General features: G+C 68.5%; 21 protein-coding genes. 11 read left to right on the forward strand and 10 right to left on the reverse strand.

What is annotated here, in order from left to right; all coding sequences use genetic code 11:
* Window positions 1-122 precede the first annotated feature (122 nt).
* The 3 genes from AC1RRF_RS10190 to AC1RRF_RS10200 are packed head-to-tail and all read left to right on the forward strand — an operon-like array spanning window position 123 to window position 3,591.
* A complete protein-coding gene (locus AC1RRF_RS10190; protein WP_492834324.1) occupies window positions 123-2,300 on the forward strand; it encodes a TonB-dependent receptor in 2,178 nt (725 codons plus the stop codon).
* Window positions 2,210-3,409, forward strand: a complete 1,200-nt coding sequence (locus AC1RRF_RS10195; protein WP_492834325.1) for a PepSY-associated TM helix domain-containing protein — start codon at window positions 2,210-2,212, stop codon at window positions 3,407-3,409. Before AC1RRF_RS10190 ends, AC1RRF_RS10195 begins: the two co-directional genes overlap by 91 nt.
* Complete coding sequence (locus AC1RRF_RS10200; RefSeq protein WP_492834326.1) at window positions 3,406-3,591, forward strand: hypothetical protein; 186 nt, start codon at window positions 3,406-3,408, stop codon at window positions 3,589-3,591. The genes AC1RRF_RS10195 and AC1RRF_RS10200 overlap by 4 nt, the downstream gene beginning before the upstream one ends.
* Here AC1RRF_RS10200 and dapF read toward each other — a convergent pair.
* Entirely contained in the window at window positions 3,588-4,421 is an 834-nt protein-coding gene (gene dapF / locus AC1RRF_RS10205; RefSeq protein WP_492834327.1) for a diaminopimelate epimerase, read from the reverse strand. The two genes, AC1RRF_RS10200 and dapF, sit on opposite strands and share 4 nt — an antisense overlap.
* A 60-nt stretch (window positions 4,422-4,481) precedes the next feature.
* On the opposite strand from dapF, the gene AC1RRF_RS10210 reads away from it, so the two are divergent.
* The 3 genes from AC1RRF_RS10210 to AC1RRF_RS10220 all read left to right on the forward strand — a co-directional run bounded on the left by AC1RRF_RS10210 (window position 4,482) and on the right by AC1RRF_RS10220 (window position 9,887).
* The gene (locus AC1RRF_RS10210; RefSeq protein ID WP_492834328.1) at window positions 4,482-5,333 is read left to right on the forward strand and encodes a potassium channel family protein; all 852 of its coding nucleotides are present in this window, start codon (window positions 4,482-4,484) and stop codon (window positions 5,331-5,333) included.
* A 97-nt stretch (window positions 5,334-5,430) separates the two neighbouring features.
* A complete protein-coding gene (locus AC1RRF_RS10215; RefSeq protein WP_492834329.1) occupies window positions 5,431-7,605 on the forward strand; it encodes a prolyl oligopeptidase family serine peptidase in 2,175 nt (724 codons plus the stop codon).
* A 35-nt stretch (window positions 7,606-7,640) separates the two neighbouring features.
* Window positions 7,641-9,887: a prolyl oligopeptidase family serine peptidase gene (locus tag AC1RRF_RS10220; RefSeq protein ID WP_492834330.1), complete on the forward strand. Its 2,247-nt coding sequence runs from the start codon at window positions 7,641-7,643 to the stop codon at window positions 9,885-9,887.
* A gap of 200 nt (window positions 9,888-10,087) precedes the next feature.
* Here AC1RRF_RS10220 and AC1RRF_RS10225 read toward each other — a convergent pair whose 3' ends face one another.
* The 3 genes from AC1RRF_RS10225 to ftsY form a co-directional block, all read right to left on the reverse strand.
* Window positions 10,088-10,693: a MarR family winged helix-turn-helix transcriptional regulator gene (locus AC1RRF_RS10225; protein ID WP_492834331.1), complete on the reverse strand. Its 606-nt coding sequence runs from the start codon at window positions 10,691-10,693 to the stop codon at window positions 10,088-10,090.
* A 77-nt stretch (window positions 10,694-10,770) separates the two neighbouring features.
* Entirely contained in the window at window positions 10,771-11,403 is a 633-nt protein-coding gene (locus tag AC1RRF_RS10230) for an inner membrane-spanning protein YciB (protein ID WP_492834332.1), read from the reverse strand.
* A gap of 3 nt (window positions 11,404-11,406) precedes the next feature.
* Window positions 11,407-12,342 carry a signal recognition particle-docking protein FtsY gene (gene ftsY, locus AC1RRF_RS10235; protein ID WP_492834333.1) on the reverse strand — a complete coding sequence of 312 codons (936 nt, stop codon included), beginning with the start codon at window positions 12,340-12,342 and terminating at the stop codon, window positions 11,407-11,409.
* A gap of 98 nt (window positions 12,343-12,440) precedes the next feature.
* On the opposite strand from ftsY, the gene AC1RRF_RS10240 reads away from it, so the two are divergent.
* Entirely contained in the window at window positions 12,441-14,492 is a 2,052-nt protein-coding gene (locus AC1RRF_RS10240; RefSeq protein ID WP_492834334.1) for an NAD(+) synthase, read from the forward strand.
* Between the two features lie 7 nt (window positions 14,493-14,499).
* Here the strand turns inward: AC1RRF_RS10240 and AC1RRF_RS10245 are convergent, their stop codons facing one another.
* From AC1RRF_RS10245 to AC1RRF_RS10255, 3 genes are all read right to left on the reverse strand, one after another.
* Entirely contained in the window at window positions 14,500-14,793 is a 294-nt protein-coding gene (locus AC1RRF_RS10245; protein ID WP_492834335.1) for a YciI family protein, read from the reverse strand.
* Window positions 14,794-14,881: 88 nt separating this feature from the next.
* Entirely contained in the window at window positions 14,882-15,757 is an 876-nt protein-coding gene (locus AC1RRF_RS10250) for an alpha/beta fold hydrolase (RefSeq protein WP_492834336.1), read from the reverse strand.
* An 86-nt stretch (window positions 15,758-15,843) separates the two neighbouring features.
* The gene (locus AC1RRF_RS10255) at window positions 15,844-16,356 is read right to left on the reverse strand and encodes a D-glycero-alpha-D-manno-heptose-1,7-bisphosphate 7-phosphatase (protein ID WP_291834668.1); all 513 of its coding nucleotides are present in this window, start codon (window positions 16,354-16,356) and stop codon (window positions 15,844-15,846) included.
* A 165-nt stretch (window positions 16,357-16,521) separates the two neighbouring features.
* On the opposite strand from AC1RRF_RS10255, the gene AC1RRF_RS10260 reads away from it, so the two are divergent.
* Complete coding sequence (locus AC1RRF_RS10260) at window positions 16,522-17,682, forward strand: DegT/DnrJ/EryC1/StrS family aminotransferase (RefSeq protein WP_492834337.1); 1,161 nt, start codon at window positions 16,522-16,524, stop codon at window positions 17,680-17,682.
* A 4-nt stretch (window positions 17,683-17,686) separates the two neighbouring features.
* A complete protein-coding gene (locus AC1RRF_RS10265) occupies window positions 17,687-18,622 on the forward strand; it encodes a Gfo/Idh/MocA family protein (RefSeq protein ID WP_492834338.1) in 936 nt (311 codons plus the stop codon).
* Between the two features lie 6 nt (window positions 18,623-18,628).
* Here AC1RRF_RS10265 and AC1RRF_RS10270 read toward each other — a convergent pair whose 3' ends face one another.
* The 3 genes from AC1RRF_RS10270 to AC1RRF_RS10280 all read right to left on the reverse strand — a co-directional run bounded on the left by AC1RRF_RS10270 (window position 18,629) and on the right by AC1RRF_RS10280 (window position 21,893).
* The gene (locus AC1RRF_RS10270; protein ID WP_492834339.1) at window positions 18,629-20,326 is read right to left on the reverse strand and encodes an MHYT domain-containing protein; all 1,698 of its coding nucleotides are present in this window, start codon (window positions 20,324-20,326) and stop codon (window positions 18,629-18,631) included.
* Between the two features lie 69 nt (window positions 20,327-20,395).
* Window positions 20,396-20,851, reverse strand: a complete 456-nt coding sequence (locus AC1RRF_RS10275; protein ID WP_492834340.1) for a MaoC family dehydratase — start codon at window positions 20,849-20,851, stop codon at window positions 20,396-20,398.
* Window positions 20,852-20,906: 55 nt separating this feature from the next.
* Window positions 20,907-21,893, reverse strand: a complete 987-nt coding sequence (locus AC1RRF_RS10280; protein ID WP_492834341.1) for a threonine ammonia-lyase — start codon at window positions 21,891-21,893, stop codon at window positions 20,907-20,909.
* A 50-nt stretch (window positions 21,894-21,943) separates the two neighbouring features.
* Between AC1RRF_RS10280 and glpK the strand changes: the two genes are divergently transcribed.
* Window positions 21,944-23,437 carry a glycerol kinase GlpK gene (glpK, locus tag AC1RRF_RS10285; RefSeq protein ID WP_492834342.1) on the forward strand — a complete coding sequence of 498 codons (1,494 nt, stop codon included), beginning with the start codon at window positions 21,944-21,946 and terminating at the stop codon, window positions 23,435-23,437.
* Complete coding sequence (locus AC1RRF_RS10290; protein ID WP_492834343.1) at window positions 23,434-24,510, forward strand: phosphotransferase family protein; 1,077 nt, start codon at window positions 23,434-23,436, stop codon at window positions 24,508-24,510. The genes glpK and AC1RRF_RS10290 overlap by 4 nt, the downstream gene beginning before the upstream one ends.
* The last annotated feature ends 2 nt before the right edge of the window (window positions 24,511-24,512 follow it).

The raw sequence follows: 24,512 nt of genomic DNA on the forward strand, positions 1-24,512 counted from the left end.
AGCGGATTTCCGCCGACCCGGCCGCCTGCGGCGAAAGGCGGCCCGCCAGATCGGTTGTCAGGGCGGAGGGCGGCTGTTACTGCGAGCCGTTCTCAATATCAGCCCTCCCCCAAGGCGATCCCGTGACCCTCCGCTCCATCCTGCTGCTCTCCACCGCCGCCGCCGGACTGGCCGCAGGCCCCGCCTTCGCACAGGACGCCCAGACCACCGACCTGGGTGAAGTCGTGGTGACCGGCTCGCAGGTCCGGCAGGCCCCAGCCTATGCCGGCGGCCAGGTCGCCACCGGCGGCCGGGTGGGCATGTTCGGCTCGCAGGACCTGATGGACACGCCCTTCACCGTGACCAGCTACACCGAGCGGCTGGCCCGCAACCAGCAGGCCCGCAGCGTCGGCGACGTGCTGCAGAACGACCCGGCGGTGCGCGTCACCAAGGGCTTCGGCAATTTCCAGGAGCTATACGTCATCCGCGGCTTCCCCGTGTACTCGGACGACATGACCTGGAACGGCCTGTACGGCATCCTGCCGCGCCAGTTCGTGGCCTCGGAGTTCATCGAGCGGGTCGAGGTCTTCCATGGCGCCACGGCCTTCCTGAATGGCGCGGCTCCCGGCGGCAGCGGCGTCGGCGGCGCCTTCAACCTGACGCCCAAGCGCGCGGGCGACGCTCCGTTGAACCGCCTGACGCTGGGCTGGGACGGCGGCGACGCCCTCTATGCCGCCGGCGATTTCTCGCGCCGCTTCGGCGCCGACAACGAGTGGGGCGCCCGTCTGAACGTCGCGGCCCGCGACGGCGAAAGCACGGTCGACGGCGAGAACCGCGAGCTTCAGGTGCTCGGCCTCGGCATCGACCGCCGCGGCGACCGCGCCCGCTTCTCGGCCGACCTCGGCTGGCAGAACCATCACATCGACGCTCCGCGCCCGACGGTCACCCCGCTCGGCGCCGTTCCGACGCCGCCCTCGGCGGACGGCAGTTTCGCCCAGCCCTGGACCTATACCGACGAGGAACAGCTGTTCGGCGTCGCCCGCGGCGAGTTCGACCTGACCGACGACGTCACCGTCTGGGCGGCCTTCGGCGGCCGCACCGGCAAGGAAGACAACAGCCTCGCCAACCCCAACAGCACTCCGGCCGGGGCGCTGAGCGCGGCCCGTTTCGACAACATCCGCGAGGACACCGTCTGGTCCGGCGACGTGGGCATTCGCGCCGACCTGAGGACCGGCCCGGTGGGTCACCGCCTGGTCGCCTCCGCCTCGTCGCTGCAGCTGAAATCGCGCAACGCCTACACCTACTCCGACGTCAATGTGGCGTGGGACCTCTATGCGCCCACCGTCGTCGCGGCCCCGACCACCTACTATCCCGGCGGCGGCGACATGGGTGACCCGCAGGTCACCGAGCGGGTCCGCACCTCCAGCCTCGCGATCGCCGACCAGATGTCCTTCCTCGACGGCCGCCTGCTGGCCACCATCGGCGCGCGCTACCAGAAGGTCGAAACCGGCTCCTACAGCTACGTCACCGGCGCATACGGCTCGAGCTATGAGGGGGACGCGATCACCCCGGCCTTCGCCCTGGTCTACAAGCCGACCGGGAACATCTCGCTCTACGCCAACTACGCCGAGGCGTTGATCCCGTCGAAGACCGCCCCGGCCTTCGTCAACGGCGTGCGGGTCAGCAACGAGGGCGAGGTCTTGGACCCCTTCCGGGGCGAGCAGGTCGAGGCCGGGGTCAAATACGACGCCGGGACTTTCGGCGCGACGCTGAACGCCTTCCGCCTGACCCTGCCGAACGAACTGTTCACGCCCACGGCGGGCAGCACCCCGCCCACCGGCGTCTATTCCGCCGGCGGCGAGCAGCGGAACCAGGGGATCGAGCTGTCGGTCTATGGCGAGCTTGTCGAGGGCCTTCGTCTGCTGGGCGGTCTGACCCTGATGGACGCCGAGGTCACCCGCTCCATTACGCCTGCGCTGTCGGGCAAGGCCGCCATCGGCGTGCCGGAGGTCCAGGCCAACCTGAACGTCGAATGGGACGTGGCGGCCGTGTCGGGCCTGACCCTTGAGGGCCGCGCCATCTACACCGGATCGCAGCCGGTCAGCGCCGACAACACCATCGAGCTGGACTCCTGGACCCGCTTCGACGCCGGCGTGCGTTATGAGTTCGAAGCCGGCGAGCGTCCGCTGACGATCCGCGCGCGGGTCGAGAACCTGGCGGACGAGGACCAATGGGTCGCCGCCGGCGGCTATCCGGGCGCCAACTACCTGACGCTCGGCGCCCCGCGCACCTTCCGGGTGTCGATCTCGACGGACTTCTGAAGCGGATGAAGCCCCGGACCCTCCGCGCCTGGTCCTGGGTTCACAAGTGGTCGAGCCTGGTCTCGACCACGTTCCTGCTGATGCTCTGCATCACGGGGCTTCCGCTCGTCTTCACGCACGAGCTGGATCACGTCCTGCTGGGCCACGAAGCCGCCGCACCCGCCGACCCGGGCGCGGACAAACTGAACCTCGACCAGGTCCTGGACGTCGCCCTCGCTCGCAAGCCCGGCGAGATTCCCGCCTTCATGAGCTTCGATGTCGAACGGCCGGTGGTGAACGTCACCAGCATCGACCCGAACGGTCCCGACGGGAAATACAGCTTCCAGCCGATCGACCAGCTCACCGGCCAGGCCGCGCCGCTGGTGGCCGGCCATCCGGTGATGGAGTTCATTCTACAACTGCACACCGACATGTTCCTGGGGCTTGCGGGGATGCTGTTCCTCGGCGCCATGGGCCTGCTGCTGGTGGCGGCGCTGGTGTCGGGCGTGGTGCTCTACGCCCCCTTCATGCGCCGCCTGCCGTTCGGCACGGTGCGGGCGGGCAAGGCCGCGCGGACCCGCTGGTTGGACTATCACAACCTGCTGGGGGTGGTGACCGTGGCCTGGGTGCTGGTCGTGGGTCTGACCGGGGTGGTCAACACCCTGGCGGTGCCGATCATCGCCTACTGGAAGGACACCGCGCTGAAGGAGCTGACGGCGGCCTATGACGCGCCCGTGGCCCTGACGGAGCGCAGATCGCTGGACGCCGCCGTCGAGCGAGCCAAACAGGCGCTGCCGGGCATGACGTTGCAGTTCGTAGCCTTCCCCGGCTCCACCTATTCGACCGAAAATCACTATGCCGTCTTCTTCCACGGCGACACGCCGCTGACCGAGCATCTGACGACGCCGGCCCTGATCGACGCCCGGACCGGCGAACTGGCGGCGGTCGCCCCCGCGCCCTGGTATGTGAAGACCCTGTCTCTGTCCCAGCCGCTGCATTTCGGCGACTACGGCGGCCTGCCGCTGAAGATCCTGTGGGCCCTCCTGGACCTGGCGACCATCGTCATTCTGGGCAGCGGGCTTTACCTCTGGTGGGTCAAGCATCGGTCGGTGAAGCGGGGCGCGAAATGAAGACCGGCCCTTTGAGCCTGAAGGCGATCTTCGCCGTTCCGCTGGTCGTGGCCATTCTGTCCCTGACCGGACTGGTCGGCGCCCTGCTGGGCGACGGCGCCTGGGACGGGATCGGCTGGCTGGGCCTGGGCGCCTGCGTCGCGGTGACCGTCTGGGCGCTGATCGCCCGGCGGCATCGTTAGACCGCCAGCAGCCCCGTCCGCTCGACCTCGATCGGGCCGGTCATGAAGACGTGGTCCGAGGCCTCGTCCCAGTCGATCACCAGACGGCCGCCGTCGACGTCCACCGTCGCATGACGCCCGGTGACGCCCCGTCGGGCCGAGGCGACTAGGGCCGCGCAGGCGCCGGTGCCGCAGGCCTTGGTCAGACCCGCGCCGCGCTCCCACACCCGCAGGCGGATATGATCGGGGGACAGGGCGTGGACGAAGCCGACATTGACCCCTTCGGGGAACAGCGGGTGATGCTCGACCAGCGAGCCGGAGCCGCGCACGAAGCCGTCGTTCGGCGCATGATCCATGAAGAAGACCACATGCGGATTGCCCATCGAGACCGCGCCCGGCGTGTGCAGGACCGGATCGTCGATCGGCCCGACCTGAAGCTCGATGCCGCGGGTGTCCATCTCCTCGGCCAGCGGCACCTGGGTCCAGTCCAGACGCGGCGCGCCCATGTCGACGGTCACCTGGCCGCCCGCCGCGCGGGTGGCGACGGTCGGCCCGCCGGCGGTGTCGATCACTACCCGGTCCTTGCCGGTCGACTCCATCAACACCCAGCCCACGCAGCGCAGGGCGTTGCCGCAGGTCTCGACCATGCTCCCGTCGGCGTTCCACACGCGCATGAAGGCGTCGGCGTCGATCGAGGGTTCGATGGAGATCAGCTGGTCGCAGCCCTCGCCCGTCTCGCGGTCGGCGATGGCGCGCACCTGCTCGACCGTCGGCGTGAACGGCGTTTCCAGCGCATTGACGACGACGAAGTCGTTGCCGGCGCCGTTCATCTTGACGAAGGGACGGGTCATTTCAGCCTTCATATAGGGCCAGACTGGACCTGACACGAGAGAACGGCGTTAAGCTGGGCCATGAGTCGTGCGAAGCCTGCCCCAAAGACCGCCGGAAAAGCCGCCCGGAAGGCCGCGTCCGTGGTCGAGCCGCCGAAGGCCGAGGGCCTGCGCCTGCGGGCCCGGCTGCGCTATCTCTACCACGGCTCGTCGCCACTGGCGGTGCGGTTCCGGCTGGCGGTCATCGTCGTCGATTTCGCCATCATCGCCTTCTTCCTGGCCACGCCGATCCTGCAGGAGGCCGGGCTGGTCTTCTATGTGATCGACTATCTGATCGCGACGATCCTGACCCTGGACCTGGCGGGACGCGCCTACGCCCACACCGACCTCAAAGACTGGCTCAAGAAGCCCGCCACTTGGGTCGATCTGTTCATCCTGGCCACCCTGCTGTTCCCCGACGTCCTGGGCAATTTCGGTTTCTTGCGGCTGCTGCGCCTGTGGACCCTGCTGAACTCCGAGTTCTTCTGGCGCACGGTCGGCCACAAATGGGACGACACCCGGGTGGAGGAGATCACCCGGGCGTTGTCCGCCCTGGTCACCTTCATCTTCGTGGTCACGGGCTTTGTCTACGCGACCTTCCGCGGCCACAACTCCGACATCCACGGCTATCTGGACGCGCTCTACTTCACTGTCGCCACGCTGACGACCACCGGTTTCGGCGACATCACCTTGCCTGGAGCCTGGGGCCGGGTCCTGTCGATCGTGGTCATGCTGACCGGCATCACTCTGTTCCTGCGGCTGGCCCAGACTATCTTCCGACCGCACAAGATCAGCCACGACTGCCCCACCTGCGGCCTGAAGAAACACGATCCCGACGCCGTCCACTGCAAGGCCTGCGGCAAGGTCCTGTGCATTCCGGACGAGGGCGCGTGACGCCGCCCGCATGACAAACCTGTAACGTTTGAGGCTTCGCCTTGTCGGGGGGACGACGGCGGATAAGGTGCCGCGACATTTTCGGGGGAGTACCCACATGATCCGTTCCGCCGCGCTCGCCGCGCTTCTCGCCACCTCCGCCCTTTCGAGCGCCGCCATGGCCCAGACCGCCGCCCCCGCCTCCGCCAACGCCCCGACCGGAGGGTTCGCCACCTCGGACGCGACCGATCCCTATCTGTGGCTGGAAGAGGTCGAGGGCGAGCGGGCGATGGAGTGGGTCCGGGTCCACAACGAACGGTCGCTCGGCGTCCTGCAGGGCGATCCCCGCTACGCCCAGCTGCACGCCCAGGCGCTAGAGATCGTCCAGTCGCGTGACCGCATCCCGGGCGTCGGCTTCAACCGCGACGGCACGCTGGACAATTTCTGGCAGGATGCGACGCACGTGCGCGGCGTCTGGCGCACCACGACCCTGGACAGCTACCGCACGGCGGAGCCGCGCTGGGAGACCATCCTGGACATCGACGCTCTGGCCGCGTCGGAGGGCAAGAACTGGGTCTACAAGGGCGTCACCTGCTTGCCGCCGCAAGAGACTCACTGCCTGGTCATGCTCTCCGATGGGGGCAAGGACGCCGTCACGGTCCGCGAGTTCGACCGGCAGACGAAACAGTTCGTCGACGGCGGCTTCGTCCTGCCGGAGTCCAAGGGCGGCGCGACCTGGATCGACGCCGACACCCTGCTGATCTCACGCGACTTCGGCGAAGGCACTCTGACCGACTCCGGCTATCCGCGCACCCTGCGCCTGCTGCGCCGCGGCCAGTCGCTCGACCAGGCCACGGTCGTGTTCGAGGGCCAGAAGACCGACGTCTCGGTCGGCGGCTACACCCTGCGTGACGCCGACGGCGTGGTGAAGGCGACCCTGATAAATCGTGGTGTAAGCTTCTACGAAGGCGAGACCTGGCGGCTGAACGCCGACGGCACGACGACCCAGCTGCAACTGCCGGCCAAATCCAACATCAACGCCCTGGTTCAGGGCCAGCTGGTAGTTACCACCGATCAGGACTGGACCGCTCCGTCGGGCCAGCAGTTCCGCACCGGCGACGTGATCGCCTGGAACCTGGAGCAATGGCTGGCCAATCCGGCCACACCCGCCCAGCTGGTCATCCGCCCGACCGACCGCGAGGCCATCGAGGGCATCTCGAACACCCGCAACAAGCTGGTCGTGGCGCTGTACGAGAACGTCCGCGGCTCGGTCTATGTCTATGAGCCCAACCCGTCGGGCGAATGGGCGCGCACTCGCCTGGACCTGCCGCAGAACGTCACCGTCGGCGTCGGCTCGGCCTCGGACAGCGACGACAAGGTCTTCGTCAGCGTCGCCGGCTACCTGAACCCGTCCAGCCTGTACCTCGCGGACGCGGCGACAACCCAGGCGGCCGTCGTGAAGTCCCTGCCCGCCAAGTTCGACGCCACCGGCATGGTGGTCGAGCAGTTCGAGGCCCGCAGCGCCGACGGGACCATGATCCCCTACTTCGTCGTCCATAAGGGCGACATGCCGGTGGACGGCTCCAACCCGACCCTGCTGTACGGCTACGGCGGCTATCAGAACTCCCTGCTGCCCGGCTATTCGGCCACGGTCGGCAAGCTGTGGCTGGAGCGCGGCGGCGTCTATGTGGTCGCCAACACCCGCGGCGGCGGCGAGTTCGGCCCGCGCTGGCACCAAGCGGCCCTGCAGCAGAACCGCCAGCGCGCCCACGAGGACTTCCAGGCCGTGGCCCTGGACCTGGAGGCCCGCAACATCACCAGCCAGCCGCACCTGGGAATCATGGGCGGCTCGCAGGGCGGCCTGTTCATGGGCGCCATGCTGACCCAGCGCCCGGACCTGATCAACGGCGCCGTCATCCAGGTGCCCCTGTTCGACATGCTGCGTTTCCACAAGCTGCTGGCCGGCGCCTCCTGGATCGCCGAATACGGCAATCCGGACATCCCCGAGCAGCGCGCCTGGATCGAGCAGTATTCGCCCTACCAGAACCTGCGGGCGGGCCAGCCCTATCCGGAAGTCTTCATCCATACCTCGACCAAGGACGACCGCGTCCACCCGGGCCACGCCCGCAAGGCGGCGGCCCGTCTGGAAGAGCTCGGCTATCCGGTGCTGTTCTATGAGAACACCGACGGCGGGCACGCGGCCGGCGCCAACCTGCAGGAAACGGCACGCCGTCTGGCGCTCGAATACACCTATCTGACCCGCCGCCTGATGGACTCGCCGGCGCAGGAATAGGCAGACTGAGCCCCTCCCCCTTGGGGGAGGAACTGATGAGCGGAGTGAAAGCGATGATGAAGTCACTGATGCTGAGCGTGGCCGTAGTCGCCCTCGCCTCGCCCGCGTTCGCCCAAACGGCGGGCTCGGATGAAGTCGTCATCGCGGATCCCCGCCGCCCCGCGCCCCACTACCCCGCCGATCTCACCCCCGCCGGCGTTCGCGCCGCCGATGACCATCTGGCGCTGGAAGAGGTCAACGGGACCGAGGCCATGGCCTTTGTCCGCGCCGAGAACGAACGGTCGCTGGCCGCCCTGACCGGCGACCCGCGCTACGAGACCTTCCGCGCCGAGGCCGAGGCCATCCTGACGGCCACCGACCGTATCCCCTCGCCCAGCTTCCTCGGCGACGGCATCGGCAATTTCTGGCAGGACGCAACCAATCCCAAGGGCATCTGGCGGCGCACGACACTGGACGGCTATCGCGCGGCGAACACCCGTTGGGAGACCTTGCTGGACATTGACGCGCTATCGCGCGCGGAGGGCAAGGACTGGGTCTGGAAGGGCGCCGACTGCCTGGCGCCGGATGAGACCCGCTGCCTGATCAGCCTGTCGGACGGCGGCAAGGACGCCGTGGTCGTGCGCGAGTTCGACACGACGACCCGCAGGTTCGTGGACGGAGGGTTCGTCCTGCCCGAGGGCAAGCACCGCCTCGAATGGCTGGACCGCGACACCCTTCTGGTCGCCACCGATTTTGGTCCCGGGACCCTGACGGAGAGCGGCTACCCCTTCATCGTCAAATCCCTCAGGCGCGGCCAGACCCTGGCCCAGGCGACCGAGGTCTATCGCGGTCAACAGGGCGACGGCGGCTATGGCGTCAGCCCGAGCGTCTATCGGAACAAGGACGGCGGCGTGGAAGCCGTCATCATCAGCCGCCCCCTGGACACCTTCAGCTCCGAGACCTGGGAACTGGTCGACGGCCGACCGGTGCGGCTGAAGCTGCCCGGCAAGGTGTCGATCTACGGCACGTCCGGCGGACTGCTGATCTTCTCGCCGGACGAGAGGTGGCGGAACGGAGGCCGCGATATCGTCGCGGGCAGCCTTCAGGCCTATGCCCCGGCCGAATTGCGTGAGAACGGCGACGTTATCGTTAGCAACCAGTCGCATGAGATCTTCGCGCCGGGTCCACGCCAGTCGATCGACAGCGTCGCCGTGTTCTCGGACCGGGTCGTCGTCGCCTATAACGACAATGTCCGCGGCCGCCTGTCGATCTTCGCCAACCGGGGCGAATGGGGCTGGGCCCAACGCGAGGTCGCGGTTCCCGACAACAGCGCCATCGCGCTGGGCGACCGCTCCAAGGGCCGGGACGAACTGTTCGTCTCGTCCCAGAACTTCCTCACCCCGCCGTCGCTGGGCCTGCTCGACGTCGATTTCCCGATCACCCGCCGCTCGGACGCGTCGGCGCGCTCGCCGAACGCCATCGTCCCGATCCGCTCCGCCCCCGCCAAGTTCGACGCCTCGACCCACGTCACCGAGCAGTTCGAGGCCACCTCGTCGGACGGGACGAAGATTCCCTATTTCGTCACCCGCCCGCGCAACCAGAGCGGCCCGGCCCCGACCATCCTGTTCGGCTATGGCGGCTTCCAGGTCAGCTTCCCGCCCGCCTACAAGCCCGAGATGGGCAAGCTGTGGCTCGAGAACGGCGGCGTCTTCGTGCAGGCCAACATCCGCGGCGGCGGCGAGTTCGGACCGCAGTGGCACCAGGCCGTGCTCAACGAGAACCGCCAGCTGGCCTTCGACGACTTCGCCGCCGTGGCGCGCGACCTGGAGCAACGGGGCATCACCTCGCCGCGCCGCCTGGGCATCTACGGCCGGTCGAACGGCGGGGTCCTGACCTCGGTGTCGATCACCCAGCACCCGGAACTGTTCCACGCGGCGGTCATCGAAAGCCCGCTGATCGACATGCTGCGCTATCACGAGCTGCCCGCCGGGGCGTCGTGGATCGGCGAATACGGCGACCCGCGCATTCCCGAGGAAGCCGCCTGGATCGCCCGCTATTCCGCCTATCAGCAGCTTCGTCCGGGCGCACACTATCCGCGCGTCTACATCACGACCAACACCCGCGACGACCGCGTCCATCCGGGCCATGCGCGCAAGTTCGCGGCGCGGCTGGGCGACCTCGGCTACGACCATCTGTACTATGAGGAAACGGCCGGCGGGCACTCGAACGACGCCGACCCGGTCGCCAACGCCCGCCGCTGGGCCCGCCACTACGTCTATCTGGCGCAGCAGCTGATGGACTGAGCCGCCAGAGCCGGCGGCGGCCAACCGGCCCCGTCGGCGGCTTGGAAGTGATTAGTGGCTAGTGATTAGTGGATGGCGGCGTCAGCGCCGACGCCCGCGATTTACGCGCCGAGGCACGCGGCATCGAACCACTAATCACTAGCCACTAATCACTAGCTGGGCTCGCCGCTTGCCGCCCCGAGCGCGACCGAGCCTGCCGCCTACGCCGGCTCCAGCGCCTTGGTCTTCTTCACCTTGGCGGGCTTTTCCGTCTTGGCGGGCTTGTCGGCCTTCTTGGCGGCCTTCTCGGCCTTCTTCATCTCGCGGGCGGCCTTCTTAGCGGCCTTGGCTTCGGCCTTGGCCTTCACCGGCGCGGCGTCGGCTTCACCGGCCAGTTCGCCCAACAGCTCCAGGAAGCCGTCGCGCTTGCCCTTGGGCAGCAGGGCCATGATCCGCTTGTCGGCGGCCTCGACCCGCGGGCGGGCGGCTTCCAGCGCGACCTCGCCGGCGGCCGACAGGCGCACCGCCTTGGCGCGGGCGTCGATGGCCGATTTCTCGCGGTCCAGCAGGCCCTTGGTGGTCATGCGGGCGACCAGATCGGCCAGGGTCGAACGGTCGATGCCGGTGGCGCGGACCAAGTCGGTCTGGGTCAGGCCCGCCTTGTGGCTGACCGCCTCCAGGACCGCGAACTGACGCTGGGTCAGACCGTCCGGACCCGTCTCTTCGGCATAGATGTCGAGCGCCAACTGCAGGGCGCGGTGAATCAGATGGCTCGGAGAGGCCGCGAGGGCTCCGCCGCGCTTCGGCTTGTTACCGGACTTGACCATGAACCGTATCCCCTCGGCTGCAGCGCTACAGGTAGCAGGCACGTTTTACGGTTTGACGACGGACGATCCCGCGATGGCTACAGACCGGTATCGGGCGAGACCGGATCCGGTTCCACATCGTCCTTGATCAGATGCTTCATGATGAAGAACACCTGCCAGATGCCGAAGGCGGCCGAGGCGATCCAGAGCCCGCCCCGGAAGGCCACCCAGGTGTCGTCGCCCTGGGTGCGCCAGACGATCTCGTTCACGATGGCCACCGCCGCGAAATACAGGCCGTAGCGCAGGGTCAGCCCGCGCCAGCCGAGATCCGTGATCTTGATCGCGTCGCCCAGCAGATATTTGAACGGATATTTCTTCAGCGGCAGCGACCCCAGCAGCACGACGGCCAGAAGGCCGTTCTGAATGGTCAGCTTGATCTTCAGCAGCGTCGGATCGTGGAAGACCAGGGTCAGCACGCCGAAGATCAGGGCGAAACCGCCGGTCAGCAGGGGCAGCGGAGCCAGCCGCTTCTCGACCACATAGCCGACGATCAGGGCGAGGGCGGACGCACCCACCAGCACCCAGGTCGCCTGGACGAGGGCTTCCTGTCCGTCCAGCCCGCGGGCGAAGCGATTGACCGCATAGGCGGCCATGAAGGCCAGCAGGGCGCCGAAATCGACGGCCTGACGGATGTTGGAGTTGCGGCGCTCGGCGGTGCTGCTCTCGGTCATGGTCTAGTCCTCGAGTCCCACCAGAGACCTTGAAAAGGCTCGCGCGTCAAAGGGTTGCAGATCGTCGACGCCCTCGCCGACGCCGATCAGCTTGATCGGGGCGTCCGAGGCCTGCGCCACGGGCACCAGGACCCCGCCCCGCGCCGTGCCGTCCAGCTTGGTCATCACCACGCCGGAAACATAGGCCGTCCGTCCGAAGATCTTTTCCTGCTCCAGCGCATTGCGGCCGACCGTGGCGTCCAGCACCAGCAGGGTTTCATGCGGGGCGTCCGGATCGACCTTCTTCAGCACGCGAACGATCTTCAGCAGTTCGTCCATCAGGGCGGACTTGTTCTGCAGCCGCCCGGCGGTGTCGATCAGGACGACATCAAACCCTTCGGCCTTGGCCCGGGTATAGGCGTCGAAGGCCAGGCCGGCGGGATCGGCCCCGTCGCGGCGGCTCTCGAAGGTCGCGCCGGCGCGGTCCGACCAGACTTTCAGCTGCTCGCGAGCGGCGGCGCGGAAGGTGTCGCAGGCCACGATCATGACCTTGGCGCCCTGGCCGGTCAGATCCGAGGCGATCTTGCCCAGGGTCGTGGTCTTGCCTGATCCGTTGACGCCGACAAACAGGGTGACGAAGGGCTTTTCGCCGCCCAGCGGCTCGTAGCGGGCCTGGTGGTTGATCAGTTCGGCGGCCACGGCCTCGGCCAGGGCCTCCTTGACCTCACGCTCATTGGCGCCCGCGCCGAAGCGCAGGTCGCGGAAGCGTTCGACGATCCGGTCGGTCGCCGCCGGGCCCAGGTCGCTCTCCAGCAGATGCTCTTCCAGCTGCTCCAGCGCCTTGTCGCTGAGCGGCTCCTTCACGAAGGTGGCGACGACCTGTTCGGTCATCTGCTTGGAGGAACGGCTCAGGCCTTCGGTGAGCCGGGAGAGCCAGCCTTTTTTCGGCGCGTCAGTCATGACTTCCGTTTAGCGGTCGGAGTCACCAAGGTCACGGGCTAACGTAGCCGCAGTCCGACTTCGGCTCTATATGAGCAAAAGACCTGAAGGATCGCGCCTTGGCTGAGACGTCTTCGTTCCACTCGCCCGCCACGCACGGCTTCGTCCGCGTCGCCGCCGCGACCCCGGTCGTGCACACCGCCGATCCGGTCGCCAACGCCGACGAACACATCGCCCTGATCAAGCAGGCGGGCGAGCGGGGCGTCGACCTGATCGTCTTCCCGGAGCTGTCGCTGAGCGGCTACGCCATCGACGACCTGCTGATGCAGGACGCCCTCCTGGCCGAGGTGGATCGCCAGATGCTGCGCGTGGCAGAGGCGACGCGTGAGGCCGGCGTGACCGTCGTCGTCGGCGCGCCCCTGCGCAACGGCGACGCCCTGTTCAACTGCGCCGTCGTCCTGGCCAACGGCTTCGTCTGCGGCGTCGTCCCCAAGACCTATCTGCCGAACTATCGGGAATACTACGAAAAGCGGTGGTTCTCCCCGGCGGGGCCGATCGGGGGCGAGACCAGCATCCTGATCGGCGGCGTCTCGCAATCGTTCGGGACCGATCTGCTCTTCCAGGCCGACAACCGCCCCGGCTTCGTCTTCGGCGTCGAGATCTGCGAGGACTACTGGGCGCCGCTGCCGCCCTCCACGCGTCAGGCCCTCGCCGGGGCCCGCATCCTGTTGAACCTGTCGGCCTCCAATGTGGTGATCGGCAAGTCCGAGGATCGCGCCCTGCTGTGCGCCAGCCAGTCATCGCGGGCGATGGCGGCCTATGTCTTCGCCGCCTCGGGCTGGGGCGAGAGCACCACCGATCTCGCCTGGGACGGCCAGGCGACCATCTTCGAGCTCGGCGCCCGGCTGGCCGAGGGCGAGCGCTTCTCGATGGAAAGCCATCTGACCGTCGCCGATGTCGACGTCGGGCGGATCGGGCTGGAGCGTCTGCGCACCGGCACCTTCGCGGACTGCGCCCGGCGCGAGCTCGAGCCCGAGATCTTCCACACGATTGGCTTCACCGCCCGCGAGGCCGCGCCGGCCGCCGACCTGATCCGCCCCCTCGACCGCTTCCCCTTCGTGCCGGACGATCCCGCGCGGCTGGATCAGGACTGCTACGAGGCCTTCAACATCCAGGTGCAGGGCCTGATGCGGCGGCTGAAGGCGACCGGATCCAAGACGCTGGTGATCGGCGTCTCGGGCGGGCTGGACTCGACGCAGGCCCTGCTGGTCGCCTGCCGCGCCTTCGACCGGCTGGGCCTGCCGCGCACCGGCATTCGCGGCTTCACCCTGCCCGGCTTCGCCACCTCGGAGGGGACGAAGTCCAACGCCTGGGCGCTGATGACCGCGTTGGGCGTGACAGCCGGGGAGATCGACATCCGCCCCGCCGCCGAGCGCATGCTGGCCGACATCGGCCATCCCTATGCGAAGGGCGAGCCGGTCTATGACATCACGTTCGAGAATGTGCAGGCGGGCCTGAGGACCGACTATCTGTTCCGGCTGGCCAACCAGAACGGCGGGCTGGTGCTGGGCACCGGCGACCTGTCGGAACTGGCGCTGGGCTGGGCCACCTACGGCGTCGGCGACCACATGAGCCACTACAACGTCAACGGCGGCGTGGCGAAGACCCTGATCCGGCACCTGATCCGCTGGGTGGCGGCGAAGGAACACGAGGGCGAAACGGCCCGCGTCCTGCACGCCATCCTCGACACGGAGATCTCGCCCGAACTGGTCCCGGCCAAGGACGGCAAGATCCAGTCCACGGAGGGGACCGTCGGCCCCTACGCCCTGAACGACTTCTTCCTGTTCTACGTCACCCGCTTCGGCCTGAGCCCGTCCAAGGTGGCCTTCCTGGCCCATCAGGCGTGGAAGGATGCGTCCACCGGCCACTGGCCCGAAGGCACGCCCGAAGACGAGAAGGTCGAATACGACCTGGCGACCATCAAGGCTTGGCTGCGCAAATTCCTGCACCGCTTCTTCCAGACCAGCCAGTTCAAGCGCTCGGCCGTCCCGAACGGACCGAAGGTGGTCACGGGCGGTTCGCTGTCGCCCCGCGGCGACTGGCGCGCGCCCTCGGACGCGACGGCCCGGGTCTGGCTGGACGAGCTGGAAGCCAACGTCCCGGAGACCTGATCCGGCGTCAGCCGGTCACGGGCAGTTCGCGCACCTCGACGATCCCGCCCGCCTCGTAGGTCGGATTTCCCGTCACCAGGGCCTGGGCCTGATCCAGGTCATCGGCGACGATCCGGACGAAACCGGACAAGGATGCGGTGACCGCGGCCTCGGCTCCGTCCCGGCGCAAGGCCACGCCGGCCCCGATCGCGCTCCCGCCCCTCAGCGCGCCCTTGGCCGCCAGCCCGTCCAGATAGGGGGCCCAGTCAGCCATCGCCTCGTCGCCGGCCGGGGCGTGCATCAGCAGGATGAAGTCGGGCATCTGGCTCTCCCGGGTCACGGAAACGAACCCGCCGGCGCATCCTGACACGCTTCAATCCCCGACGGCAGGGTCGCCCCCCCGGAGTGGGTCAGGGCACTTCGCTCAGGAACGGGAAGATGGCCGCCTTGGCCTCGGGCTCGTCCAGCATGGGCGCATGGCCGACGCCCGGAACCTCGACGAAATCCATCTTGGGCGCACGCTTGCGCATCTTGGCGGCGATGGCCTCGCTGAGCAGGTCGGAGTTCTGGCCGCGCACCAGCAGGACCTGACGGCCCCGGGTCAGGCGGCCGAACATGGGCCACAGGTTGGGAACCAGCGCCTTGGCGCCCGCCGCCTTGATCGGCACGGAAATGTCCGGGTCATAGTTCAGCACCGGCGCGCCCTCCGTCCCCTCGCGGAAGATGCGGCGGGCGAAGGCGTCCCAGTCGGCGTCCACATAGTGCGGGAAGGCGACTTCGTTGATCCGCTTGGCGTAGGCGGCGGCGTCGGCCCAGGTCGGGGTGTCGACGGGCTGACCGGAATAGGCGGCGATCCGCATCAGCCCTTCCTTCGCCACCTCGGGACCGATGTCGTTGATGATGGCCGCGGCGACGACCTTCGAGCGGATGGCGGCCAGGGCCATGGTGATCAGCCCGCCCATCGAGGTGCCCAGGAAGACCGCGCGCTCGATGCCCGTCTGTTTCAGCAGGGCCAGCACGTCCTGCGCATAGGTCGCCGGCTGGTAGGTCATCGGATCGCGCGCCTCGTCCGACAGGCCGCGCCCGCGCACATCGATGGCCAGCACCCGGCGGCCGCTCTGGGCGATCAGCGGGGCGATGACCTCGAAATCCTTCGAATTGCGGGTCAGCCCATGGATGGCGATGACCGGCAGCTTGGCCGGACCGCCCGAGGGGGCGTAGTCGCGGGCGTAGAGGCTGAGGTCATCGGCGCTGTTCCAGCGACGGTCGACATAGGGCTGGCTCATGCGGTCTCCGGGGTAGAGACCCGATCGTATTTCATCGCCGCGCGAAATCCCACCGGTCGAACCCTGACGATCCCGTCACCGGCGCCTCAGTGACCCAGGAGCTCGCGCACGAAATCATCCAGATTGCCGCCCTCGAAACGGAAGCCGGGAATGCCGGCGCGGCGGGCCGCTTCCATGTCGGTCGGCTGGTCGCCGATCATGAAGCTGCGCGCGGGGTCGATGTGATGCTCGGCGATGGCGCGCAGGATCATGCCGGGGTTGGGCTTCCGGTCCGGATGGTCCGGGTGGATATAGGCCTCGACCCGGCCTTCTGAATGATAGGGGCAGGCGTAGACCGCGCCGATGCGTCCGCCGCCCAGCGCCAGCCGCCGCACGATCAGATCGTTGAAGGCGTGCATCTGCTGCTCGGTGAACAGGCCCCGCGCCACGCCCGACTGGTTGGTCACGATGACGCAGAGATAGCCCAGGCGATTGAGCCGCCGCACCGCTTCGGCCGCGCCGGGCATGATGCGCAGCTGGGATTCGAGATGGGGGTAGCCTGTGTCCTCGATCAGCACGCCGTCGCGGTCGAGAAACACAGCAGGATGGCCGGTCGACATGGCGACGGGGATAGGCGCCCGCGCGGTTCGTTGCAATCCCTCACCCGAAGTGACCCGTTGCGATTTGGCGCGAACGCAGGCGATTTGGTAGGGAGCGCCCACCCTGAACGGCGCGTTGAATCCACGCCGCCCCCGCCCGCGCGTCCGCGACCGGAGAATTCCGACATGACCATTCCCTTCATCGACCTGCAGGCCCAGCGCCTGCGTCTGGCCGGAAAGATCGAGGCCGCCGTCCAGGAGGCTGTCGTTGGCGGCGCCTGGGTCATGGGCCCGCAGGTGCGTCAGTTCGAGGCCGACCTGGCCGCCTTCGGTCACGCGAAGCACGCCCTGGGCTGCGCCAACGGCACGGACGCCCTGGCTCTGCCGCTGATGGCGTGGGGAATCGGTCGTGGAGACGCGGTCTTCGTGCCCAGCTTCACCTTCGCCGCCACCGCCGAGATCGTGCCGTGGTTCGACGCCGAGCCCGTCTTCATCGACGTGGACGCAACGACCTACAACATGGATCCGGGCCACCTGGAGGCCGCCATCGAGGCGACGCTCAAGGAAGGCCGCCTGACGCCGCGCGTGGTCATCGCCGTCGATCTGTTCGGCCAGCCCGCCGACTATCCGGCCATCAAGGCCATCTGCGACAAGCACGGCCTGAAGCTGATCTGCGACTCGGCCCAGGGCTTCGGCTGCACCATCAACGGCGAGCACCCGCTGAAGTGGGCCGACATCACCACCACCAGCTTCTTCCCGGCCAAGCCGCTGGGCTGCTACGGCGACGGCGGGGCGGTGCTGACCAATGACGACGAACTGGCCCAGCTGATCGATTCGATCCGCGTGCACGGCAAGGCCGTCGCCATCGACCTGAAGGACCGCACCTTCGAGCACGACCCGAAATACCTGAACATGCGCATCGGGCTGAACAGCCGTCTGGACACGATCCAGGCCGCCGTCCTGATCGAGAAGCTGAAGGTCTTCGGCGAAGAGATCGAATGGCGCAACCGCATCGCCGCCCGCTACAACGAGGGCCTGCGCGCCCACGTCGCCGCCGTGCCGGACGTGCCCGCCGGCAACGTCTCCAACTGGGCCCAATACACGATCGAGCATGACGACCGCGACGCCCTGGCCGCGCACCTGAAGGAACAGGGCGTGCCCACCGCGGTCTACTATCCGATCCCGCTGCACCTGCAGCCGGCCTACGACATGTACCCGCGCGGCCCCCAGGGCCTGCCCGTGACCGAGCGCCTGAAGGACCGCGTCATCAGCCTGCCGATGCACGCCGACCTCGACGAGGCGACGCAGGACCGCATCATCGCCGCCGTGGCCAGCTTCAAGGGATAAGCGGATGACCGTTCAGACCACCCCGCTCACGGCCGGCGTCGCCGGCGTCGGCGTCATGGGGCGCAACCACGCCCGCGTGCTGTCGGACATCCGCGACTTCAACCTGACGGCGGTGTTCGACCCGGACGAAGCCACCGCCTCGGGCGTCGCCGGCCTGTATGACGCCAAGGCCTTCACCCGCGCCGAGGACTTCGTCGCCGCAGGGCTGGACGCCGCCGTGGTCGCCACGCCCAACCGCCACCATGCCGACCTGTCGGTCGCCCTGCTGGAAAGGGGCGTCCATGTGCTGGTCGAGAAGCCCATCGCCGCCACGGTCGCTGACGCCCAGCGCATGATCGACGCCGCCAAGGCCAACGACCGCGTCCTGATGGTCGGCCAGGTCGAGCGCTTCAATCCGGCGGTCGAGGCGGTCAAGCGCGCCATCCAGGGCGAGAAGGTCATCTCCATCCAGATCACCCGCGTCGGCCCGTTCCCGCCGCGCATGGGGGAGGTCGGCGTGGTCATCGATCTGACGGTCCACGACATCGATATCATTCGCCACCTGACGGACTCCGAGATCGTCGAGGTCCAGCCCCAGTTGGCTCGAACCAAGGCCGAGCGCGAAGACACCGCCCTGCTCCAGTTCCGGCTGGAGAACGGAACCATCGCTCACATCACCACCAACTGGGTCACCCCCTACAAGGTCCGTACGCTCCAGGTGGCGACCGAGGGCAAGTTCGTGGTCGCCGATCTGATGACCCGTCAGGTCACCGAGTATTTCGGCCAGCAGCCGGACGGCAGCTATTCGACGCGCGGCGTCATGAGCTGGCCGAACGAGCCACTGAAGAAAGAGCTGGAGGCCTTCGCCCACGCCATCCGCACCGGCGAGACCCCCGCGGTCACCGGCGAGGACGGCCTGCGCAATCTGGAAGTCGCCCTGCGCTGCCTCGGCGAGGGCTGATCGGCCTCAGGCCTCTGACGGCGCGGACTCCCGGAACAGGGGGTCGCGTCGGCCCGGAGCGGGGCGGAAGGTCAGCCGGGCCTTCAGCCCGCCCGCCGCATAGTCCAGCTCGGCCGAGCCGCTGAGGTCGCCCTTCAGGCTGGTGGCGATCAGACGCGAGCCGAAGCCGACCCGCTCCGGCGAGGCGGCGATCGCGGGCCCATCGCTTTCAATCCAGTCCAGCAGCACGGTTCCGGCCTCGCCCGGCGCCGCCCAGGACACGGTCACGCACCCCCCCGCGATGCTCAGCGCCCCGTGCTTGGTGGCGTTGGTGACCAGTTCGTGGATCACCATGCCCATGGCCAGGGCCTGTGGCGGTTCGAACAGCACGGTGGGCCCCTGCAGCCGGAACTGGTCCTGCGAATAGGGCCGCAGCTCCTTGGCCAGCAGGTCCTGCAACGTCGTCTGTTCCCAGCCCGTCGCGGTCAGCAGGTTGTGGGTCTCGGACAGCGCCATGAGCCGCGCCTCGAAAAGGGCGGAGAATTCCGCCACCGAGGTCGCCCGGCGCGCGGTCAGGGCGGCGATCGCCTGGATGGTCGCCAGGGTGTTCTTCACCCGGTGGTTCAGTTCATTGATCAGCAGCTTCTGGCGGCGCTCGCTGGTCTCCAGCGCTTCGAAGGCGCGGCGGCGGTCAGTGCTGTCATTGACCACTCCGGCCAGCTTCAGCGACCGTCCGGAGCGCGAGCGGATCAAACTGCCCCGCGAATGGACCCAGCGTCCGCTTCCGGCGATCGGATATTCCACATCATAGTCCGCCTCGCCCGCCAGCGCGGCTTCCAGCGCGAGGTTGCGAGCGGGAAGCTGATCCTCGTCCAGCCAGACGGGCTGGCCCACGTCGCCGGTCGCCTGGTCCACGCCCAGCCCGACCAGTTCCCGCGCCCGGGGCGACAGGGCGAAGGTTCGGTCGCGGGGATTGACCTCCCAGTAGCCGACCCCCGCCGCCGCCAGCACGGACAACAGTCGCGCGCGCTCATCCGCCATGGAGGCGGCCAGGCCGATGAACAGGATCACCGCCGTGACGGCCGCGACACTGACCGCGATGGCCAGCGGCGGCGCCCCGTCATGGCCGATGCCGCCGCTTACCGGCTGGAGGTGGAGCGCGGCCATGCCCGTGTAGTGCATGCCGACCACGGCCACGCCGAGGATGGCCGCGGCCACGGCGCGCCAGCCCACCGACGTCTCGCGCCGGCTGGCCCACAGGGCGGCGATCGAGGCGCCGATGGCGATGATTATGGAGACGATAACCAGCTCGATGCGCCAGCCGATCGTCGCGGTCGTCCGCATCGCCGCCATGCCGACGTAGTGCATCAGGGCGATAGCCCCGCCCATGACCGCGCCGGCGACCGGAATTCGCCCGGCGCCCAGCCGGTCCTGCGAAGCGGCGAAGAAGGCCGCCGCCGTGCCCGCCACGGCGAGCAGGAAAGACAGGACCGTCAGACCGGGATCGTAACGGACCGGCGCGCCCGGATTGAACCCCAGCATGGCGATGAAATGCATGGCCCAGATGCCGCCGCCCATGGCGACGGCGGCGGTGGCCAGCCACGGCGTCTGGTCCCGGCCTTCTCGCCCCCGGATGCGCTGGAACAGGTCGAGCGCGGTCCAGGCCGCCAGAACCGCGACCGCGTAGGACAGGAGCAGGAAGACGGCGCCGTGGTCGTGGTGCAAGGGCGATGTCCCGTAGGAAGGTCTCGAATCGCTGTTATCGACCGAGCAAGGCGAGGACGTCCACTAAACTCAACCTGCAAGCATCTGCATGCTCAACCATTCGGCGATCAGGGCGGGTTTCTCGCCGCCTTCGATCTCGACGGTCAGCTCATGCTTGATCAGCCAGCGGCCGCCGCCTTTGTCCTCCGCCGACAGCAGTTTGAAGCGGCCGCGAATCTTCGAACCGGCGGGCACGGGGGCGATAAAGCGCAGTTTGTCGAAGCCGTAGTTGACGCCCATCGCCACGCCCTCCAGCGGCTTGACGCAGTCATAGGACATGGCCGAGGCGAGGCTGAGGGTCAGGAAGCCGTGGGCGATCGTGCCGCCGAAGGGCGTCTGTTTCGCCAGCTCCGGGTTCACATGGATGAACTGCCAGTCTTCGGTAGCGTCCGCGAAGGCGTCGATCTTCGCCTGATCGACCAGGAACCAGCGGGAGAGCCCGACCTCGGTCCCGACGAGCGACTGCAGTTCTGACGGCTTGGGCATGCGATCCTCCGGTTTTCCAGCCACGCTACCGGCGTCCGTCTTCTCTCGAAACCCCTTATTCGCCCTTGAACCGGCCCTCGATGATCTCCGAGAACAGGGTCGGATCGACGTTGCCGCCGGACAAAACGACCGCCGTCGTCCGGTTCTTCGCCTCGACCTTTCCGGCCAGCAGGGCGGCCAGGGACACCGCGCCGCCCGGCTCCACCACCAGTTTCAGGGCGTGGAAGGCGTAGCGCACGGCTTCGGCCACCTCCGCGTCGGACACGGTCTCGACACGCGCCAGCCGGCGGTTGATTGGGAAGGTCAGCTCACCCGGCCGGTCGGTCATCAGGGCGTCGCAGATGGTGCCCTTGGCCGGGGCGTACGTCAGGCGCTCGCCCGCCGCCATCGACAGCTGGGTGTCGTTGTAGTCGCGCGGTTCGATCCCGATGACCGGAACGTCGGGCGCCAGGGCCGCCATGGACAGGTTGATGCCCGCGATCAGACCGCCGCCCGAGGCGCCGCACAGCAGCTGGTCAATGGTTGCGCCGGCGCCGTCCGCCTGCTCGACAATCTCCAGACCGACGGTGCCCTGGCCTTCGATCACGAAGGGGTCGTCGAAGGGACGGACCAGCACGCTGCCGCGCGTCCGGGCGATCTCCTCGCCGATGTCCTCGCGGCTCTCGGTGTAGCGGTCATAGAGGCGAACCTCGCCGCCGAAGCCGATGACGCCCGCGACCTTCACCTTGGGGCTGTCGGCGGGCATGACGATGATGGCCGAGGTCCCCATCATCTTGGCCGCGCAGGCCACCGCCTGGGCGTGGTTGCCCGACGAATAGGCGACCACCCCGCGCTTCAGCTCGTCCGGCGTCAGGCGGCTGATGCGGTTCCAGGCGCCCCGGAACTTGAAGGCCCCCGCCTGCTGCAGGTTTTCGGCCTTCAGCAGCACCCGGCCGCCCAGCCGTTCGTTCAGCGCGGGGCTTTCGATCAGCGGGGTGCGGACGGCATGGCCGAGGAGCTGGCGGGCGGCGTCGCGGACGCCTTCGAAGGACGCGGTGTGCATGCGATGCACATACCTTTCCGCCCGCCGCGGCGAAAGGCTAACCTCCCCTCATGAAGAGCCTCATCCTCGCCATCGACCAGGGCACGACCTCGACCCGGGCCATCGCCTTCGGCCGCACGGACGACGGTGGTCTGCGCCCCGTGGCCGTCAGCCAGATCGAGTTGGAACAGCATTTCCCCCATCCCGGCTGGGTCGAGCACGACGCCGCCGAGATCTGGGCCGCGACCCTGCAGACCTGCCGCGAGGTGGTGCGCAAGGCCGGCGGGGTCGGGCGGTTCGCCGCCATCGGCATCACCAACCAGCGCGAGACCTCGGTGATCTGGGACGCGGAAACCGGCGAACCCCTGCACCGGGCCATCGTCTGGCAGGACCGGCGCACGGCGGCGGCGACCGGTCAGCTGGCGGCCGCGGGCCACGAACCCGAGGTGCAGGCGGCGACCGGCCTGATCCTGGACCCCTATTTCTCGGCCTCGAAATTCGCCTGGCTGCTGGACGCCGTTCCCGGCGCGCGGGCGCGGGCCGAAGCGGGCGAGGTCAAGCTGGGCACGATCGAGACCTGGCTGATCTGGAAGCTGACGAACGGGGCCAGCCACGTCACCGACGCCACCAACGCCAGCCGCACCTCACTGATGGACCTGCGCACACGGCGGTGGCGATCCGACCTGGCCGCGATGTTCAATGTCCCCGTGGCGGGACTTCCGGAAATCCGCGGATGCGCCGATCACCTGGGCGACAGCGAGCCGTCGCTTCTGGGCGCGGCCCTGCCGATCCACGGCGCAGCGGGCGATCAGCAGGCCGCGCTTGTGGGACATGGCGCGCTGAAGGCCGGAGACGCCAAGATCACCTACGGCACCGGGGCCTTCCTGGTGGCCAACGTCGGCGCGGCGCCCATGACCTCGACCAGCCGACTGCTGGGGACCTTAGGCTATGAGGCGCAGGGCGTGGCGGCCTATGCGCTGGAGGGCTCCATCTTCTCGGCCGGATCGGCGATCCAGTGGCTGCGCGACGGGCTGAAGGTGATTTCGGAATCGCGCCAGTCCGAAGCCATGGCCCAGGGACTGAAGGACAACGGCGGCGTCTATCTCGTCCCCGGCTTCACCGGCCTGGGCGCGCCGTGGTGGGAGCCGGACGCGCGCGGGACCATCGTCGGCCTGACCCGCGACAGCGGCCCGGCCCACATGGTCCGGGCCGCGCTGGAATCGCTCGCCTATCAGACCCACGATCTGCTGGACGCGCTGGAGAAGGACGGGGCTCCGAAACTGTCGGTGCTGAAGGTCGATGGCGGGGTCACCGCCAACGCCTTCGCCATGCAGTTCGTGGCCGACATCTGCGCGGTGACCGTCGAACGGCCCGCGTTCCAGGAGATGACGGCCCTGGGCGCGGCCAAGCTGGCGGCGCTGGGGTGCGGCCTGATCGACACGCTTGACGCAGCGCCCGCCGAGGCTCCGGCCGTCTGGCGCCCCCGCATGGCCGCCGATGAGCGCGAGCGGCTGCTGAAAGGCTGGCGCGGCGCCGTGAAGGCCGCCATCATCGCCGTGCAATGACCGACACGTCGAATGATCCGCAGTCGACCTTCTCCGGCACCCGGGCCGTCGACCCCCGCTATGCGCTGGACGAAGGGGCGCTGGACGCTTGGCTGACGGCCCATGTCGAGGGCTACGCCGGGCCGCTCACGGTGCGCCAGTTCAACGGCGGCCAGTCGAACCCGACCTATGAACTGTCCACGCCGGGCCGGACCTATGTCCTGCGCCGCAAGCCGCCGGGCACGCTGCTGCCCAGCGCCCACGCGGTCGACCGCGAGTTCACCGTCATCTCGGGCCTGCACGCCCAGGGCTATCCGGTCGCGCGCCCGTGGGCCCTGTGCACCGACGATGCGGTCATCGGCTCGATGTTCTACGTCATGGACAAGGTCGAGGGCCGGGTCCTGTGGGACCTCAAGCTGCCGGGGATGGAGCCCGCCCAGCGCCGCGCCATCTATGACGCCCAGGTGGATACGCTGGCCGCGCTGCACCGCTTTGACCCCGCCGCCATCGGCCTGGGCGACTACGGCAAGCCCGGCAACTATTTCGAGCGTCAGGTCGGCCGCTGGACCAAACAGTACCGCGCCTCCGAGATCGATCCGATCCCGTCGATGGATCGGCTGATCGACTTCCTGCCCGCCACCCTGCCGCCGGAAGGCCCGGCCCGGATCGTCCATGGCGACTTCCGCCTCGACAATCTGATCCTCGCGCCCGACGCCCCCGAGGTCCGGGCCGTACTGGACTGGGAGCTGTCGACGCTGGGCGACCCGATGGCGGACTTCTCCTACCTGCTGATCGCCTGGGCCATTCCCCAGTCCGTGCGCAACGGACTGGCCGGCGCCGATCTGGAAGCGCTGGGCATTCCGTCTGTCGATGAGGTGGTCGAGCGCTACGCGGCGCAGACCGGCGGCGAGCGCCCCCGGAACCTCGACTGGCTGTTCGCCTACAATCTCTTCCGGCTGGCGGCCATCTGCCAGGGCATCGCCGGACGGGTCCGTGACGGCACCGCCGCCTCGCCGCAGGCCAGGACCATGGCGGCCCAGGTGCCCTTCCTCGCGGAAGCGGCCTGGAGCTATGCGAAGAAGGCCGGGGCCTAGCC

It is taken from the genome of Brevundimonas sp. GW821-FHT12C05 (assembly GCF_058807475.1).